The sequence below is a fragment of the Noviherbaspirillum agri genome (genome assembly GCF_054780595.1).
Genome location: NZ_BAAGWA010000003.1, coordinates 193,055 through 207,060, shown reverse-complemented (window position 1 = coordinate 207,060; position 14,006 = coordinate 193,055). Strand labels below are relative to the sequence as shown.

12 protein-coding genes are annotated in these 14,006 nt (G+C 64.1%); 1 reads left to right on the top strand and 11 read right to left on the bottom strand.

Annotation, left to right across the window (positions count from 1 at the left end; all coding sequences use genetic code 11):
• Positions 1-41: 41 nt before the first annotated feature.
• The 11 genes from ACYVIA_RS06520 to ACYVIA_RS06470 all read right to left on the bottom strand — a co-directional run bounded on the left by ACYVIA_RS06520 (position 42) and on the right by ACYVIA_RS06470 (position 12,602).
• Entirely contained in the window at positions 42-1,106 is a 1,065-nt protein-coding gene (locus ACYVIA_RS06520) for a protein-glutamate methylesterase/protein-glutamine glutaminase (protein WP_460839104.1), read from the bottom strand.
• The gene (locus tag ACYVIA_RS06515) at positions 1,103-1,645 is read right to left on the bottom strand and encodes a chemotaxis protein CheD (RefSeq protein ID WP_460839102.1); all 543 of its coding nucleotides are present in this window, start codon (positions 1,643-1,645) and stop codon (positions 1,103-1,105) included. The genes ACYVIA_RS06520 and ACYVIA_RS06515 overlap by 4 nt, the downstream gene beginning before the upstream one ends.
• The gene (locus ACYVIA_RS06510) at positions 1,642-2,448 is read right to left on the bottom strand and encodes a CheR family methyltransferase (protein ID WP_460839100.1); all 807 of its coding nucleotides are present in this window, start codon (positions 2,446-2,448) and stop codon (positions 1,642-1,644) included. The genes ACYVIA_RS06515 and ACYVIA_RS06510 overlap by 4 nt, the downstream gene beginning before the upstream one ends.
• A 153-nt stretch (positions 2,449-2,601) precedes the next feature.
• Positions 2,602-3,168: a chemotaxis protein CheW gene (locus ACYVIA_RS06505; protein ID WP_460839098.1), complete on the bottom strand. Its 567-nt coding sequence runs from the start codon at positions 3,166-3,168 to the stop codon at positions 2,602-2,604.
• A gap of 11 nt (positions 3,169-3,179) precedes the next feature.
• On the bottom strand, positions 3,180-4,820 hold the full coding sequence (locus ACYVIA_RS06500) for a methyl-accepting chemotaxis protein (RefSeq protein ID WP_460839096.1): 1,641 nt from the start codon (positions 4,818-4,820) through the stop codon (positions 3,180-3,182).
• Between the two features lie 51 nt (positions 4,821-4,871).
• On the bottom strand, positions 4,872-7,070 hold the full coding sequence (locus ACYVIA_RS06495; RefSeq protein ID WP_460839094.1) for a chemotaxis protein CheA: 2,199 nt from the start codon (positions 7,068-7,070) through the stop codon (positions 4,872-4,874).
• A gap of 3 nt (positions 7,071-7,073) precedes the next feature.
• Entirely contained in the window at positions 7,074-7,403 is a 330-nt protein-coding gene (locus ACYVIA_RS06490) for an STAS domain-containing protein (RefSeq protein ID WP_460839092.1), read from the bottom strand.
• Between the two features lie 210 nt (positions 7,404-7,613).
• Positions 7,614-7,982, bottom strand: coding sequence for a response regulator (locus tag ACYVIA_RS06485; RefSeq protein WP_460839091.1), 369 nt, complete (start codon positions 7,980-7,982; stop codon positions 7,614-7,616).
• A 9-nt stretch (positions 7,983-7,991) separates the two neighbouring features.
• Positions 7,992-9,143: a methyl-accepting chemotaxis protein gene (locus tag ACYVIA_RS06480; RefSeq protein WP_460839089.1), complete on the bottom strand. Its 1,152-nt coding sequence runs from the start codon at positions 9,141-9,143 to the stop codon at positions 7,992-7,994.
• Between the two features lie 60 nt (positions 9,144-9,203).
• Positions 9,204-9,887: a response regulator transcription factor gene (locus tag ACYVIA_RS06475; RefSeq protein WP_460839087.1), complete on the bottom strand. Its 684-nt coding sequence runs from the start codon at positions 9,885-9,887 to the stop codon at positions 9,204-9,206.
• A gap of 171 nt (positions 9,888-10,058) precedes the next feature.
• Positions 10,059-12,602, bottom strand: a complete 2,544-nt coding sequence (locus tag ACYVIA_RS06470; RefSeq protein WP_460839085.1) for a CHASE domain-containing sensor histidine kinase — start codon at positions 12,600-12,602, stop codon at positions 10,059-10,061.
• A 371-nt stretch (positions 12,603-12,973) separates the two neighbouring features.
• Here ACYVIA_RS06470 and ACYVIA_RS06465 point away from each other — a divergent pair, with 371 nt between their 5' ends.
• Positions 12,974-13,969: a PAS domain-containing protein gene (locus ACYVIA_RS06465; protein ID WP_460839083.1), complete on the top strand. Its 996-nt coding sequence runs from the start codon at positions 12,974-12,976 to the stop codon at positions 13,967-13,969.
• The last annotated feature ends 37 nt before the right edge of the window (positions 13,970-14,006 follow it).

Below are 14,006 nucleotides of genomic sequence, written 5' to 3'. Positions count from 1 at the left end.
AGGCCGGCATTGCGATGCCGGCCTTTTTTTCTGTAATCGCTCTATACCGATGCCACCGTCAGCTGCTGCAGGATTTCGCGCGCAATGCCGCCCAGGGGCACGCTCTTCTCTACCGCGCCGCGCTGCACTGCTTCCTTCGGCATGCCGTACACGACACAGGTTTCCTCGTCCTGCGCGACAGTGCGGGCGCCGGCCTTGCGCATTTCCAGCAGGCCGGCCGCGCCGTCGTCGCCCATGCCGGTCATGATGATGCCCAGTGCGTTGGCGCCCGCACATTTGGCGACCGAACGAAACAGCACATCGACGGAGGGCCGGTGCCGGTTCACCAGCGGGCCGTCGATCACGTCCGCATAGTATTGCGCGCCATTGCGCCTGAGCAGCATGTGCTTGCCACCCGGCGCGATCAGCGCCTGCCCGGGAATGACGCGGTCGTTGTTCTTCGCTTCCTTCACACTGATGCGGCAGATGCTGTCGAGCCGTGCAGCGAACTCGGCGGTGAACTTCTCCGGCATGTGCTGCACGATCACCATGCCGGGGCACACGCGCGGCAGCGCAGTTAGTACCTGTTCCAGCGCCTGCGTGCCGCCGGTCGACGTGCCGATCGCAACGACGCGCTCGGTGGTCTGGAGCATGGCGCCATGCACTTCTGCCGGCGGCAGGACTGCATCCGCCGTGTGCTTCTCCGTCACGACCAGCTGCCTGACATTGGCGTGGGCAGCCGCCTTCACCGCTGCAACAAGATCATCGCAGGAGTCCTGCAGGAACTGCTTCAACCCGAGCCTGGGCTTGGTAATGATCGAGACGGCGCCCGCTGCGAGTGCCGCCATCGACGTGCGCGCGCCCTGCTCGGCCAGCGTGGAGCAGATCACGACCGGCGTCGGCCGCTCGCTCATGATCTTCTTCAGGAAGGTAATGCCGTCCATGCGCGGCATCTCGATGTCCAGCACGATCACGTCCGGCCACTGCGCCTGCATGCGCGTCATCGCCAGCAGCGGGTCGGACGCGGCACCCAGCACCTCGATGCCCGGGTCGGCCTGCAGCAGGTCCGTTACCACCTGCCGCACCACGGCCGAGTCGTCCACCACCATCACTTTGATACGCTTCATGCGCGCTCCTGAAATTCGGGCAATTCGGGCAATTTGGGCGATGGCAGCCTGGCGTGGCGCGCCCACACATCGCCGCTGTCCACGTCGAACACAATCTGCCGGTGTCCGTCACCGAACAGGCTTTCCAACACGATCGCAATGCCATGCTCCTGCAGCAGCCGCCGCGCCGCCACCCCGTTGCGCCGGCCGACATGCATCGCGCCTGCAAACGGCTGCACCGGGAACATGCGGGCGCCGCCAAACACCTTCGCATGGCACTCCCTCCCATCGACGTCCAGGCGCGCAAGTTCGTCCAGCATCAGGCGCATCGCCTCATCGCCGTACCGACCGTCCGGCGTGGCGGCAGGCGGCGTGCCGCGGCTGGGCAGCAGGAAATGTGACATCGCACCGATCCGCCTTGCCGGATGCCACAGCGTGATGGACACGCAGGAGCCGAGCAGCGTGCGGATCGAGTGCCCGGCGTGCCCGACAAAATATTCGCCGGGCTGCAGGTAGATGCCGATACGGTGCCGCATCATGGTCCACTCATGCTTGCTCATGGCTTGCGATAGACGGAAGGGCCGAGCAGCGACACGCTATCGCTTAAATTGTGCAAGCTCTCGGAATGGCCGATGTAGAAATGGCCGCCGGGCTTGAGCAGGGCGAGCACGCGCGCGACCACCTGGCGCTTGGTCTCTTCATTGAAGTAGATCATGACGTTGCGCAGGAAGATCACGTCAAAGCGTCCAAGCTCCGGCAGCGCTTCATTCAGGTTGGCTTGCTGGAAGCGCACGCGGTTGCGCAACTGGCGGTCGATCAGCAGCGTGCCGGCCTGTTCGCCGATGCCTTTCAGGCAAAAACGGTGCAGGCAGTCCGGCGGCATATGGCGCGCACGGTCCATCGGGTAGTGGCCGGCCGTGGCGGCATGCAGCACGCGTGTGCTGACATCGGTGCCGATTACCTCCCACGGCGCATGACCGAGGCAGTCGGCCAGCACCATCGCAATGCTGAACGCTTCTTCGCCGGTGGAGCAGGCGGCACTCCAGACGCGGTACGTTTCGGTGTGGCGATGCGTCTCCAGCGCATGCGCGCGCAACAGCTCGAAATGCTGCGGCTCGCGGAAGAAGTAGGTTTCGTTGGTGGTCAGCAGGTCGATTGCCGTCTGCACTTCCTCGCGTGCCGAGCCGCTGGCCAGCAACGCAAAATACTCCGCATAGCTGCCCAGCCGGTAGTGCTGCAGGCGCTTTGCGAGCCGGCCGGTGACAAGCGACTTCTTCGACGGCGCCAGGCTGATGCCTGTTGCTTCGTAGATGAAGCGCTGAAACTGGCTGAATTCCTTCTCGGTAATGTCGATCGTACCCACGGTCGTTCTCCGTCTCGGAAGGTTGAGGGCAAGCAGGCAGGCGACGGACACGCGACGGAAGTGTGCCCCGCTCGCCGGCCCGTTGCGGCACTCCCTCGTCGAAACGGATGGGGTGCCGCTAGCGGCGGGTACGCTAGCGACGCCGCACCGAGCCTATGCTGTCACCGTGTCAGCGGTCGCATTGATCGTCGCAGCCGCAACCACACCAATGCCGGCGAGGGCGCCGACTTCGTCCGGCGACAGCACGTGATTGATATTGAGCAGGATGACGAACTTGCCGTTCACCTTGCCCATGCCCTCGATGAAGTCGGTGCGGACCTTGGCGCCGAAGGCAGGTGCCGGCTCGATGTCGGATGCGGGGATTTCCAGCACCGCATTGACCGCATCCACCACGACGCCCATGTCCTGTCGCTCATCGTTTGCCTGCACTTCCACGATCACGATGCAGGTGCGCTTTGTGACGACGGTCGGCGGCTTGCCGAAGCGCGCGGACAGGTCCATGACGGGCACAACCGCGCCGCGCAGGTTGATCACGCCGCTGATGCATGCGGGCATCATCGGTACTTCCGTGAGGCCGGCGTACTCGATGATTTCCTTCACGTGCAGGATGCCGATGGCGAACGCCTCGCCGCCCAGCGTGAAGGTGAGGTATTGCGCCTGGCCGACGCCGCCCTGCCCGGGGGCGGTATCCTTGCTCTCGCTCTTGACGATGGCATTCATGGCAACCGCCGTCAGAATTTGGTGAAGTGCGATTCATCGGGCTGGCCGCCAGCGGCAGCGACAGCGAGGTTCCCGGCCAACATGCCCGGCGCGCCGGGCTGGCGGCGCGCGTCGGCAGGCCGCTTCCGTTGCGGGGCGCTCGCGCCGCCACCGGTACCGGATTTGCTATCGAGGCGGAAGAACGACATGGTCTGCTGCAGCTGTTCCGCCTGGCTGCTCATTTCCTCGGCGGTCGCCGCCAGTTCTTCCGAGCTCGACGCGTTCTGCTGCGTGGTCTGGCTCAGCTGCGCCATTGCGGCATTGATCTGGCTGACGCCGGACGACTGTTCTGCGGATGCGGCGGCAATCTCCTGCACCAGGTCGGACGTTTTGCTGATGGTCGGCACCATCTCGTCGAGCAGCTTGCCGGCCTTTTCCGCCAGTTCCACGCTGCTTGAAGCCACTTCGCCTATTTCCTGCGCGGCCACCTGGCTGCGTTCGGCCAGCTTGCGCACTTCGGCGGCGACAACGGCGAATCCCTTGCCATGCTCGCCGGCGCGTGCCGCTTCGATCGCTGCATTGAGCGCCAGCAGGTTGGTCTGGTAGGCGATGTCGTCGATGATGCCGATTTTCTTCGCGATCTGCTGCATCGCGGCCACAGTGGCCTTCACCGATTCCCCGCCGTCGGCGGCCTCCTGCGCTGCCTTGCTCGCCATGCCGTCAGTGACCTTGGCGTTCTCCGTGTTCTGCGCAATCGACGCCGTCATCTGCTCAATCGAGGCGCTGGTCTCCTCGACGCTGGCCGCCTGCTCGCTGGCTGCCTGGGACAGCGACTGCGACGTGGCGCTCACCTCGGAGGAGGCACTGGCGAGCGCCTGCGCGCCGCCATTGACGTCGGTGACCACCTGCGACAGCTTGGCAACCATTTCCCGCATCGCATGCAACAGCTGGCCGGTTTCATCCTTGCCGGTTGTCTTGATGTCCATCGACAGGTCGCCGCCGGCAAGGCGGTGGGCGGCTTCCACCGCGCTGGAAAGCGGGCGCGTGATGCCGAGTGTGAGCAGCACGGAACCAACCAGCGCGAACAGCATGGCGCCGCCGGTCAGCATCAGCACGATATTGAATGCGTGGTCATAGATCGCCTGAACGTCCGCGCGACCGCGTTCGATCGACTCGGACTGGTGTGCGATCAGCTTGTCGATGGCACGCACATACTCCTCCTGCGCCGGTATCACCTCGTAGACGAGCTTAGTCAGGGTTTCGTCGCGCTTGCCGGCAAGCGCCAGTTCACCGGCACTCTTTCTCGCTGCGACATAAGGCGTGCGTGCCTCCTGTATCCCTGCATAGAGCGCCTTTCCCTTGTCGCTGGCGATCAGTTTTTCCAGTTCGGCGTAGTACTGGTTAAGCTTGCGTGACTGCTCGACCATGGCTGCCTGCAGCGTTTCGATCTTGGCCTTTTCAGTCGTTTGGGCGAGAGCCAGCACGCCGCGCAGGTCGGCGTTGACGGTGTCTACAATCTGATTCGCCAGCTTGACCTTGACCCAGTCTTCGGTCAGCACCTTTTCGACGATGGCGTTGATGTTCCTGATCTGCGTGATGGCGACGCTGCCCACAGCAACCAGCAGGCCTGTCAGGATTGCCGCACCCACACCGAGACGTACTCCGATTCTCATATTCGAAAACACGATATTCACTCCTTGTTTTGCGGTCTCGACGCGAGACCATTAATCGGAAAATGCGCTGTTCTCTAATGCTCTTGCTGAATTCATTGCTGCGCCCGCCGCTTCCTGTACCAGCGCCGGGATGTCGAGGATGAGCGCGACGTCGCCGCTGCCCAGGATGGTGGAGCCGCTGATGCAGCGCACACGGCTGAACATCTTTCCGAGCGGCTTGATCACGGTCTGGAACTCGCCGAGCAGGGTATCGACCACCAGGCCGGCTTTCTGGCCTGCATGCCTGACCACGACAATGTTCTCGCGCCGCACCGCTGCGCCTTCGACCTCGAACATGGAGCGCAGCCGGATCAGCGGCAGCACTTCGCCGCGCAGGTCGACGTAGTCGTGCCCGGCTTCGGCGGCGTACGCGACGCATTCCTCGATCATGTCCAGCGGTATCGCAAATACCGACCGGCCGACTTCGACGAGGAAGCCGTCGATGATCGCCAGCGTCAGCGGCAGACGCACGGTGACCGTGGTGCCCACGCCTTCCTCGCTGTGCACGCCGACGCTGCCGCGCAGCGCGGTGATGTTGCGCTTGACCACGTCCATGCCGACGCCGCGGCCGGACAGGTTGCTGACCTGCTCCGCCGTAGAAAATCCCGGCTCGAAGATCAGTTTGTAGATTTCCTCGTCCGAGAGGTTGTGGCCCGGTTCCACCAGGCCGCGTTCGATCGCCTTGGCCAGTATCTTGTCGCGCGGCAGGCCGCCGCCGTCGTCGCTGACCGCGATGACGATGCTGCCGGAGTCGTGGTAAGCATCCAGCTTGACGGTGCCCTGCGCCGGCTTGCCCCGCGCAACGCGCACCTCGGCCGGCTCGATGCCATGGTCCATGGCATTGCGCACCAGATGTGTGAGCGGGTCGCCGATCTTTTCCACGACCGTCTTGTCGAGCTCGGTGTCCTCGCCTGACACTACGAGGGCGATGTCCTTGCCAAGCTCGCGCGACACATCATGCACCACGCGCTGGAAGCGGTTGAAGGTGGCGGCGATCTTGACCATGCGCAGCTGCAGCGCGCTGTCGCGCACGTCCTCCACCAGACCGGTGACCTTGGACATGGCTTCCTGCAGTTCGGCCGCCTGTGTCCGGCGGGCGATCAGGCTGGCGCTGGCACCGGCAATGATCAGTTCGCCGACCAGGTTGATCAGCTGGTCGAGTTTTTCCGCATCCACACGCACCGAGCGGCTTTCCTGCGCATGCGTGTCGCGAACCTGCTTTTGCCTGGTCAGCGCCGCTTCAACCACTTCGGGCTGCACCGCCTGCTGTCCGATCAGGATCTCGCCCAGCGGTTGCGCCGGCTCGGTGGCGGCCTGTGCCTTGAGCGCGTCTGCCAGTTCGCGCGCCGTCAGCGTGCCGCAACGTACCAGCAGCTCGCCGACGCGGGCGGACTGCGCCGGCATGTCCTGCAGCAGCGCAACGTACTCGGCGATCCGGCTCTTCGGCGGCAGGATGCGCAGCCGGCAGTCGTCACGCACGAACTCGAACACGTTTTCGATGGTCGCCTTGTCGGCGTCGCTGCAAAAGGCGATTTCATAGCCGAGGTAGCAGGCCTCCGGATCCATGTGCTCTGCATCCGGCAGGGCGTCGGCGAGCGTCACGATGTCGACGATGCGGCCGATGGTGCCGAGGTAGCGCAGGAAGGACAGCGGATCCATGCCGTTGCGCAGCACGTCCGGGCCGAAACGCAGCGACAGATGCCAGAGGTCGGCGCCGTGTGCATCGCCGGCAATGCGTTCCACCTTTGCCGGCTCGTCCGGAAGGGGGGCGGGCACGGATGGCTGCCCCGGCTGTTGCGCTGGTTGCGCTTGCTGTGGCTGGCCAAGGTAGGCAAGCAATGCCTGCACCAGCGGCTCGCCGCGCTGCAGCGTTTCGTTGTCCGCGTCGAACTGTCCCTCGGCCACGGCATCCACCATCGACGCGATATGGTCGCAGCAGGACAGCAGGAGCGACACCAGGCGGTCGGTGATGGCCAGCTTGCCGGCACGCACCTGTGTCAGTGCGTTTTCGACCACATGGGTAAAGCGGACGATATGGTCGAGGCCGAACAGGCCGGACGAGCCCTTGATGGTATGTGCCGCGCGGAAGATCGCATTGACCATTTCAGTCGGATCTTCCGCCTGCTCGATGGTGAGCAGCGCGTTTTCCATGTCTTCCAGCAGCTCGCGGCTTTCGACGATGAAGGTTTGCAGTGCCTGGTCGAGATTCATTGCTTATCTCGCAAAGGAAGTGGGGGATGGGGAAATGACGACCTGGTCGCCAAACCAGGCGGACAGGTTCAGCAGCTCCAGCACATCGACGACGGCTGGGCTGTGTGCAACAAGCTTCATGTCGGTTCCGAGCGCGCGCGCCGTGTTCTTCGCGAGCATCAGCACCTGCAGGCCGGCGGTGTCGAGCTCGGTGACGCCGGACAGGTCGATCTCCAGCGCCGCGCCGGGCGCAATCTGCGCGAGCAGCGCCTCCTTCAGCTCCGCCGCGCGGTAGATGTTCAGTTCTCCCTGGACGCGCACCGTGGTGCTGGCGTTTTGCCGTGAAGCAGTCATCGCGTTCTCCCAAGTCGTTTTCTGAAAGCCTATTTGTCAACCGCAGTGCGCGAACCGGAGTCGTGCGTCGGGTGGCAAGCGGCGCTTAGAGCCTGTTTGAAAACTGTAGCGAGCGGTCCGAGTTTGGTTTGAGAAGCGCAGTCGTACGTGAGGTACGACGAGCATCGCAGAGCCAAAATCGGGCTGCGCAGTAAGTTTTCAAACAGACTCTTACGGCAGGCAGAGTTTCTGCACCGCGTTCAACAACTGTTCCGACCGGAATGGCTTGACCATCCATGCCCGCGCACCCGCGGCCTGGCCTTCGCGCTTCTTTTCCTCTTCCGATTCGGTGGTCAGCATGAGGATGGGCGTGAACCGGTAGTCGGGCATCTGCTTCACCCGCTTGACGAAGCTGATGCCATCCATGACCGGCATGTTCACGTCGCTGATGATCAGGTGCACCTTCTGCCCAGCCAGCTTGGACAGCGCGTCCTCGCCATCGCGGCCTTCGATCACCGCATAGCCTTCGCCCTTGAGTGCGATGGATACCACCTGCCGCATGGATGCGGAGTCGTCGACAATCATGATCGTCTTGCTCATGGGCCCTCCTCAAAAGAAGGTGATGTTGCTGGTTTGCGCCTGGCTGATCTCGCGGCCTTCGTGCACCGCACGCTGGTCCGACATCACGTATTTTTTCTTCATGTCGCCGAGCAGCCCCGCCGGATCGAGCGGTTGCAGCTCGCGATGCCGCATGAACTGCTCGCGGTTATGCGCCAGCACCGACGGCAGCTGTTCGATGCTCGCCTTGACCTGCATGAGGATCTGGTTGACGCGATCCTGGAACTGCAGCTGCACCAGCGCCTCGCCAACTTCGTCCTTGATGGCGGCGCTCTCCTTCTTCAGCAGGCTGCTCGACGCGAGCAGTGCATCGGTGACCTGGCGCAGGCCGCCGAGCACTTCCTCGATCGTTGCCTCCGACGCCGACATCGCGCTTCCTTCCTGCCGCACCGACTCCGACGCGGCCTCGCAGGTGTGGCGGATGGCGTCGCTGATCACCGCGGCTTTCTGCGCAATGCGCTTGCCGGTGTCGCCCGACTGGTTGGACAGCATGCGGAACTCGTTCGCCACGACGGCAAAGCCGCGCCCCAGTTCGCCGGCGCGCGCCGCTTCAATGGCGGCATTCAGCGCGAGCAGGTTCGACTGCGCGGCGATTTTGGCCACGTCGGCGGCCATGTCGTGCAGTTCGCCGATGAAATGACCCAGCCCCTGCACCTTGTCGAGCATGGCCGTCATGCTGTCCATCGCGGCCCGCTGCGACGCGACGACGCCGGCAAGCCGCCTTTCGCTGTGCGCAAATACGGCGACCAGTCCATTGCCGTTGTCCTCGATGGAGGCGGTTGCCGTGCCCGCCGAACGCATCGCCTCGTCCAGCTGAACGACGATGCCCGAGAACTCTCCGGTGAGCGCCGAGATCGCGTTTTCCATCTGCACGCGCGAGGTCTCGATGTGGCCGGCCCACACCGGCGCGACCTTCTCGCCAAACTGCTGCTGCGCGGCGAGATAGCGCTCCGCCGCCTGCTGCGGCACGGTGTGCCGGCGCGATATCCTGTAGGCTGCCGCTGCACCGCCGGCAGCGAGCAGGGCGGCAAGTCCCGCCCCAAGCCAGGTGACGCCGCCGGAAACGAGCACCGCGGCCGCCCCCGCGGCAGCCAGGGCGACCGGATAGACAACGGCTGCGTCGCGCAGGTTGAAACTGTTCAAAGCTTCCCTCCACAATGTGTCTTCCGGTTTTTTTCGCAGGGGGAGCAGTCCCCCGCTGCGTCAGTGCAGGCAGATGGGTACAGACAGGCTGTAACCCTCACCGTAGGCGCTGCGCAGCGGCAGTTCGGCGCCCACTGCCGACCTGACCTTCTTGCGCAGGCGGTAGACCAGCATGTCCATCTTTTTCGTGTCGGCGTGGTTGTCGCCGGCGAGTGCAACGATCAGCGAGTCGCGTGGAATCGGCCGGGTCGACATCGCCAGCATGTGAAGCATCTTGAATTCTTTTTCGGTGAGGTCGACGGAACTGGCATCGCCCACGCGCAGGCGGCGTTCCTCCCTGTGCAGCGACCATCTGTGCCCGGCCTCGTGCTGCGTACGCCCGCCCACGCGGCGGCACAGCGCTTCGATGTGCGCGGCCAGTTCCTTGAATTTGATCGGCTTGGTCAGGTAATTGTCGGCGCCGAGCTGCAGGCCGAGGATGCGGCTGTCGAGCATCACGCGCGCGGTCAGCACGATGATCCCGGTCTCCGGGTGGAGCTCGCGCAGGCGCGGAATGATGTTGAATCCGGAGTCGTCGGGCAGCCCGAGGTCAAGCAGGATCACATCCGTGCGCTGGTGCATCAGCAGCGACCACATCGTCGCGCCATCGCCGGCAATATCGGCGTGATGGCCGGCGTCCTCGAGGAAATCGGCGATCTCTTCGGCGTAGGGCAGATTGTCTTCAACAATAATCAGATGAGCCATGATGTCAGCACGCAAATGAGGAACTGCAATCGGTCACGTCAGCAAACGGCTTGCTGACGTTTTTGATTGTAGGAAGTTAAAAGCGCATGAAACTCTCTGATTCTTACGGCAACCCGGTTTTCCCCGCGAACAGGGCAGTTGAGGTCAAATTTTTTGACCTGAGACAAGTATTTAGAAACCGGCGGGCGGTGGTTGCGAAGACAGCAATGCGGCCGTGCCCCTGGCATGTTGCGGACAACCGGCAGAACGCCCTTGGCCCGGCAGCCAGAGCGTAAATTGTGCGCCGCCCGCAGCGCGGTTGCTGGCGCAGAGCGTGCCGCCATGCATTTCCGCCACGGCACGCGCCATGTGCAGGCCGAGTCCGGATCCGCTTTGCTGCGATGCGCCCTGCCCCCGGAAGAACTTGTCGAACACGCGCGGCAGTTCATGGCCCGGAATGCCGTTGCCGTCGTCCTCCACCACAAACTCGATGCCACCGTGCGCCACGCTGCGCGCACGCAAGAGAATGCGCGACCCGGGCGGGGTGTACTTCACCGCGTTGTCGGCCAGCACGCGCAAGGTCAGGCGCATCCGGTCGGCGTCGCAGAGGAAGAGTTCGGGCGCGTCGCCGGCATCGACGTCGATCCGATGCTCGGCCGATAGTGCCCGGGCGGATGTCTGTGCATCCCGCAGCAGCGCGACCGGCGACGCCATGCCAAGGCGCAGGCCATGTCCGGCGCTGACGATGTGGTCCTGCGTCAGGTAGTCGTCGAGCAGCGTGGTCAGGCGGTCGACGGCATTCTGGATCTTGGCGTAGCGCTTGTGCGTGGCCTCGTCGGCGTCAACGGCGGTTGCCTGCAGGCGCTGCACGGCGCCGTCGATGGTGGCAAGCGGCGTGCGGAATTCATGCGAGACCATCGCGACAAAGCGCTTCTGCTCTTTCTGCGCCTTGCGCCGCGCGGAGATGTCGCGCGACACGCCGATGATCGCGCGCGGCACGTTGTGCTCGTCGCACAGCAGCGTCGACACGACTTCCAGCGGAATCGTCCGGCCGTCCTTGTGCGAATGCTCGATCTCATTCGTTTCGCGCCGCACCGATTCGTCCCCGGCCAGGTAAGCGCGGACGCGTTCGCGCAGCCGCTCCCGCAGCTGCGCCTTCCCCTTTTCCGGCGGCCTGGCGATCAGCTCTTCCGGCGTGTAGCCGCGCTGGCGCTGGACCGACGGGCTGATGTAGGTGAGCTCAAATGTCTCGGCATCCATCATCCAGATCACGTCGCCGGTGTTTTCGGCAATCAGTCGGAAGCGCTCCTCGCTGGCGCGCACGGCCTGTTCGGCCTGCTTGCGGCTCGTGATGTCGTGCAGGATGGCGAAGATCAGCACCTTGCCGCGGACAGCGAGCTTGCCGGCGTACACCTCGACGTCGCGCAGTTCGCCGGTCGCCAGTCGTTGCTTTCGCTCGAAATGCGCTGCGTTGCGCGCGGCAAGATCGCGCAGCAGTGCCTGCGTATTGGCGCGCGGTGCGATATCGATATCGAAGATGCTCAAGCGCCGCAGTTGGTGCGGCGGGTACTGCCAGAAGGCTTCTGCCGCGCCGTTGGCGTCCAGGATGCGGCCACTGCACGGGTCGACGACGAAGGCGATCGATGCGCTGCGCTCGAACATGTTCCGGTACCGCGCCTCCCGCTCGATCAGTTCCCGGTGCAGGGTGCGTGCCGTTTCCACCGCGCGGGAGCGGCTGCCCGCCAGCAGCCAGGTGACGATGGCCAGCAGCAGGCTGGTGCTGATCCCGAACCATGCGGCGATGGTGCTGCCGTCGTCCAGCCTTGCCTCGAAAGGCGGCAGCGAGCGGACCATGATGCTCCAGTCATGGTTGGCCACCTGCAGCGCCGACGCCGCCTGAAAACGCGAGGGGATCCTTGCCTCGTGCACCGGCTTGTTGTCGGCGTCGAACAGCAGGGCGGCCGGCGTGATCTCCTTGCCGTCATAGACCTCGACGTCCAGCTCCAGTTTGCCGCCACGCGCCAGCGGCACCATCAGCGCCGCAATACGGATGGGGGCGGCGATCCATCCGACCAGGTTCGAGCGGAACTGCGTCTGGGATACCGGCTTGATGCCGTGCCTGTAGACCGGCAGGTACATCACGAAGCCGGGTTCGGCCGTGCCTTGGATGCCGGACGGGATTGCCACCTTGCGCGTGATGGCGACCGCGCCGTTGTCGCGCGCGTATGCCATCGCCTCGCGGTGTGCGTCATCGTAACGGCTATCAGGCCCGAAGCCGGGCATGTCGTCGCTGGCAGGCAAATCCCGGAACGCGACGAGGACGTGGCCTTCGCCGGCGGCGTTTTCGCTGGCGCTGCCGGCCGGCGAGGTGTTCGGGACAAAGTAGAGATCCTGGATGGCAGGATGGCTCTGCTGCAGGTGCAGCGCTTCCACATAGTTGCGGAACTCGCTGCGTTCGACGCTGGCCGATGCGGTGAACAGGCCGCGCGCGCCATGCAGCACTTGCCGGCTAGCGGCCAGGCGCTGGCCGATCGTGGCAACGATTTGCTGGGCCTGCAGGTCGAAATCATGCTGCAGTTCCCGTTCCGCCGACCGAACCTCGCGCCGCCACGAGTGCAGCGTCAATGCCAGGGCCAGTGCGAGGACCAGCAGCGGCAGCCATTTGACGAGGCGCATCCTGGCAGGTAATGCCGATACGCACAGGGCCGAGCGCCCAGCCTCGGGAATGTCAATCATGGTTGGGATGCCAGTCGCGATGCGGACGGGAGACCGCCGGTATGTAGGAGCAAGCCAGTGTAGGAGGGGCGAAATGGTTTCGGCAATGACGTGAGTCAAGTAAATCCGGTGGAACGGTTGGCATGCGCGCCGCTCCATCCCAATATGAAATTCAGTATGAATTCAATATGAAATGAATGCCGTCAGTGAAAAGATTGGCAACGCTATTTCTCTCTAGAAAAGGTACGATAGGACCCTTGCCGGCCGATACGGGGTGACCTCGGCTCCCATGCCGGCAAGGCAGTTCAGCTGAGCATCAGGAGAAGATCATTTCTGCGAGCATCGAAGCCCATCCGCAACCGGACGATGAAGTCCAGCTTCGGCAGACGCTGTTGGAGTATCAGGCGATTCTTGAAAACGCCTCGCTGGGCATCACCTTTACGCGCAAGCACGCTTTCCTGCACTGCAATCCGCGCTTTTCCGAGATGTTTGGCTGGAGCAGCGATGAGTTGAAGAACCAGCCCACCGAGATCCTGTATCCCTCCGAAGCGTCGGCTGCCGCCTTCGCGGAGGTCGCCCGCGCCGTCCTTGGCAGCGGCGAGCGGCTTGATATCGAATACCTGATGAAGCGCCGTGACGGCAGCACCTTCTGGTGCCGTGTGCTGGCCAAGGCGATCGATCCGAACGACCGCAGCAAGGGCTCGATCTACATGACCGAGGACATCACCGAGCGCAAGAATGTGCAGGAGGCGTTGCTGCGCGCACGCGACGAGCTCGAACAGCGGGTGCAGGAGCGCACCGCCGAGCTGGCGCTGGCCAATGCGCGCCTGCAGGCCGAGATCCAGGAACGCAAGATGGCCGAGCAGCAGATCCGCTACCTCGCCAACCACGATGCGCTGACCGGCCTGCCGAACCGTCGCCTGCTGCAGGACCGCCTGGAACAGGCGGTGGAACTGGCGCGGCGCAACAACCACCAGGTGGCGATCCAGTTCATCGACCTTGACCGCTTCAAGCCGGTCAACGACCGCCTCGGCCACCGCATCGGCGACCTGCTTCTGCAGGCGATCGCGCTGCGGTTGCGCGGGCTTTTGCGCGCAATCGATACGGTCGCCCGCGTCGGCGGCGACGAATTCGTCGTGGTGCTGCCGGAGATGCATTCGCCGCAGGCGGCGGACGAGACCGCACAAAAGGTGCTGGATGCGCTCAGCAAGCCGTATACGATCGACGGGCATGAGCTGACCATCACGCCGAGCATCGGCATCAGCCTGTTTCCGCGCGACGGCAATGATGTCGAGACGCTGCTGCGCCGGGCGGATGCGGCGATGTATCACGCCAAGCAGGGAGGCCGCGCCGCCTACCGCTTGTTCTCGACCGATATGCAGGCCTGAACAGAGGCGCAGGCTTTTAAAAAAAAGAACAACAGGC

Coding starts and splice junctions, on each gene's coding strand:
- ACYVIA_RS06520 (WP_460839104.1), bottom strand. CDS start 1,106: ATGAAGCGTATCAAAGTGATGGTGGTGGACGACTCGGCCGTGGTGCGG.
- ACYVIA_RS06515 (WP_460839102.1), bottom strand. CDS start 1,645: ATGAGCAAGCATGAGTGGACCATGATGCGGCACCGTATCGGCATCTAC.
- ACYVIA_RS06505 (WP_460839098.1), bottom strand. CDS start 3,168: ATGAATGCCATCGTCAAGAGCGAGAGCAAGGATACCGCCCCCGGGCAG.
- ACYVIA_RS06500 (WP_460839096.1), bottom strand. CDS start 4,820: ATGAGAATCGGAGTACGTCTCGGTGTGGGTGCGGCAATCCTGACAGGC.
- ACYVIA_RS06495 (WP_460839094.1), bottom strand. CDS start 7,070: ATGAATCTCGACCAGGCACTGCAAACCTTCATCGTCGAAAGCCGCGAG.
- ACYVIA_RS06490 (WP_460839092.1), bottom strand. CDS start 7,403: ATGACTGCTTCACGGCAAAACGCCAGCACCACGGTGCGCGTCCAGGGA.
- ACYVIA_RS06485 (WP_460839091.1), bottom strand. CDS start 7,982: ATGAGCAAGACGATCATGATTGTCGACGACTCCGCATCCATGCGGCAG.
- ACYVIA_RS06475 (WP_460839087.1), bottom strand. CDS start 9,887: ATGGCTCATCTGATTATTGTTGAAGACAATCTGCCCTACGCCGAAGAG.
- ACYVIA_RS06470 (WP_460839085.1), bottom strand. CDS start 12,602: ATGATTGACATTCCCGAGGCTGGGCGCTCGGCCCTGTGCGTATCGGCA.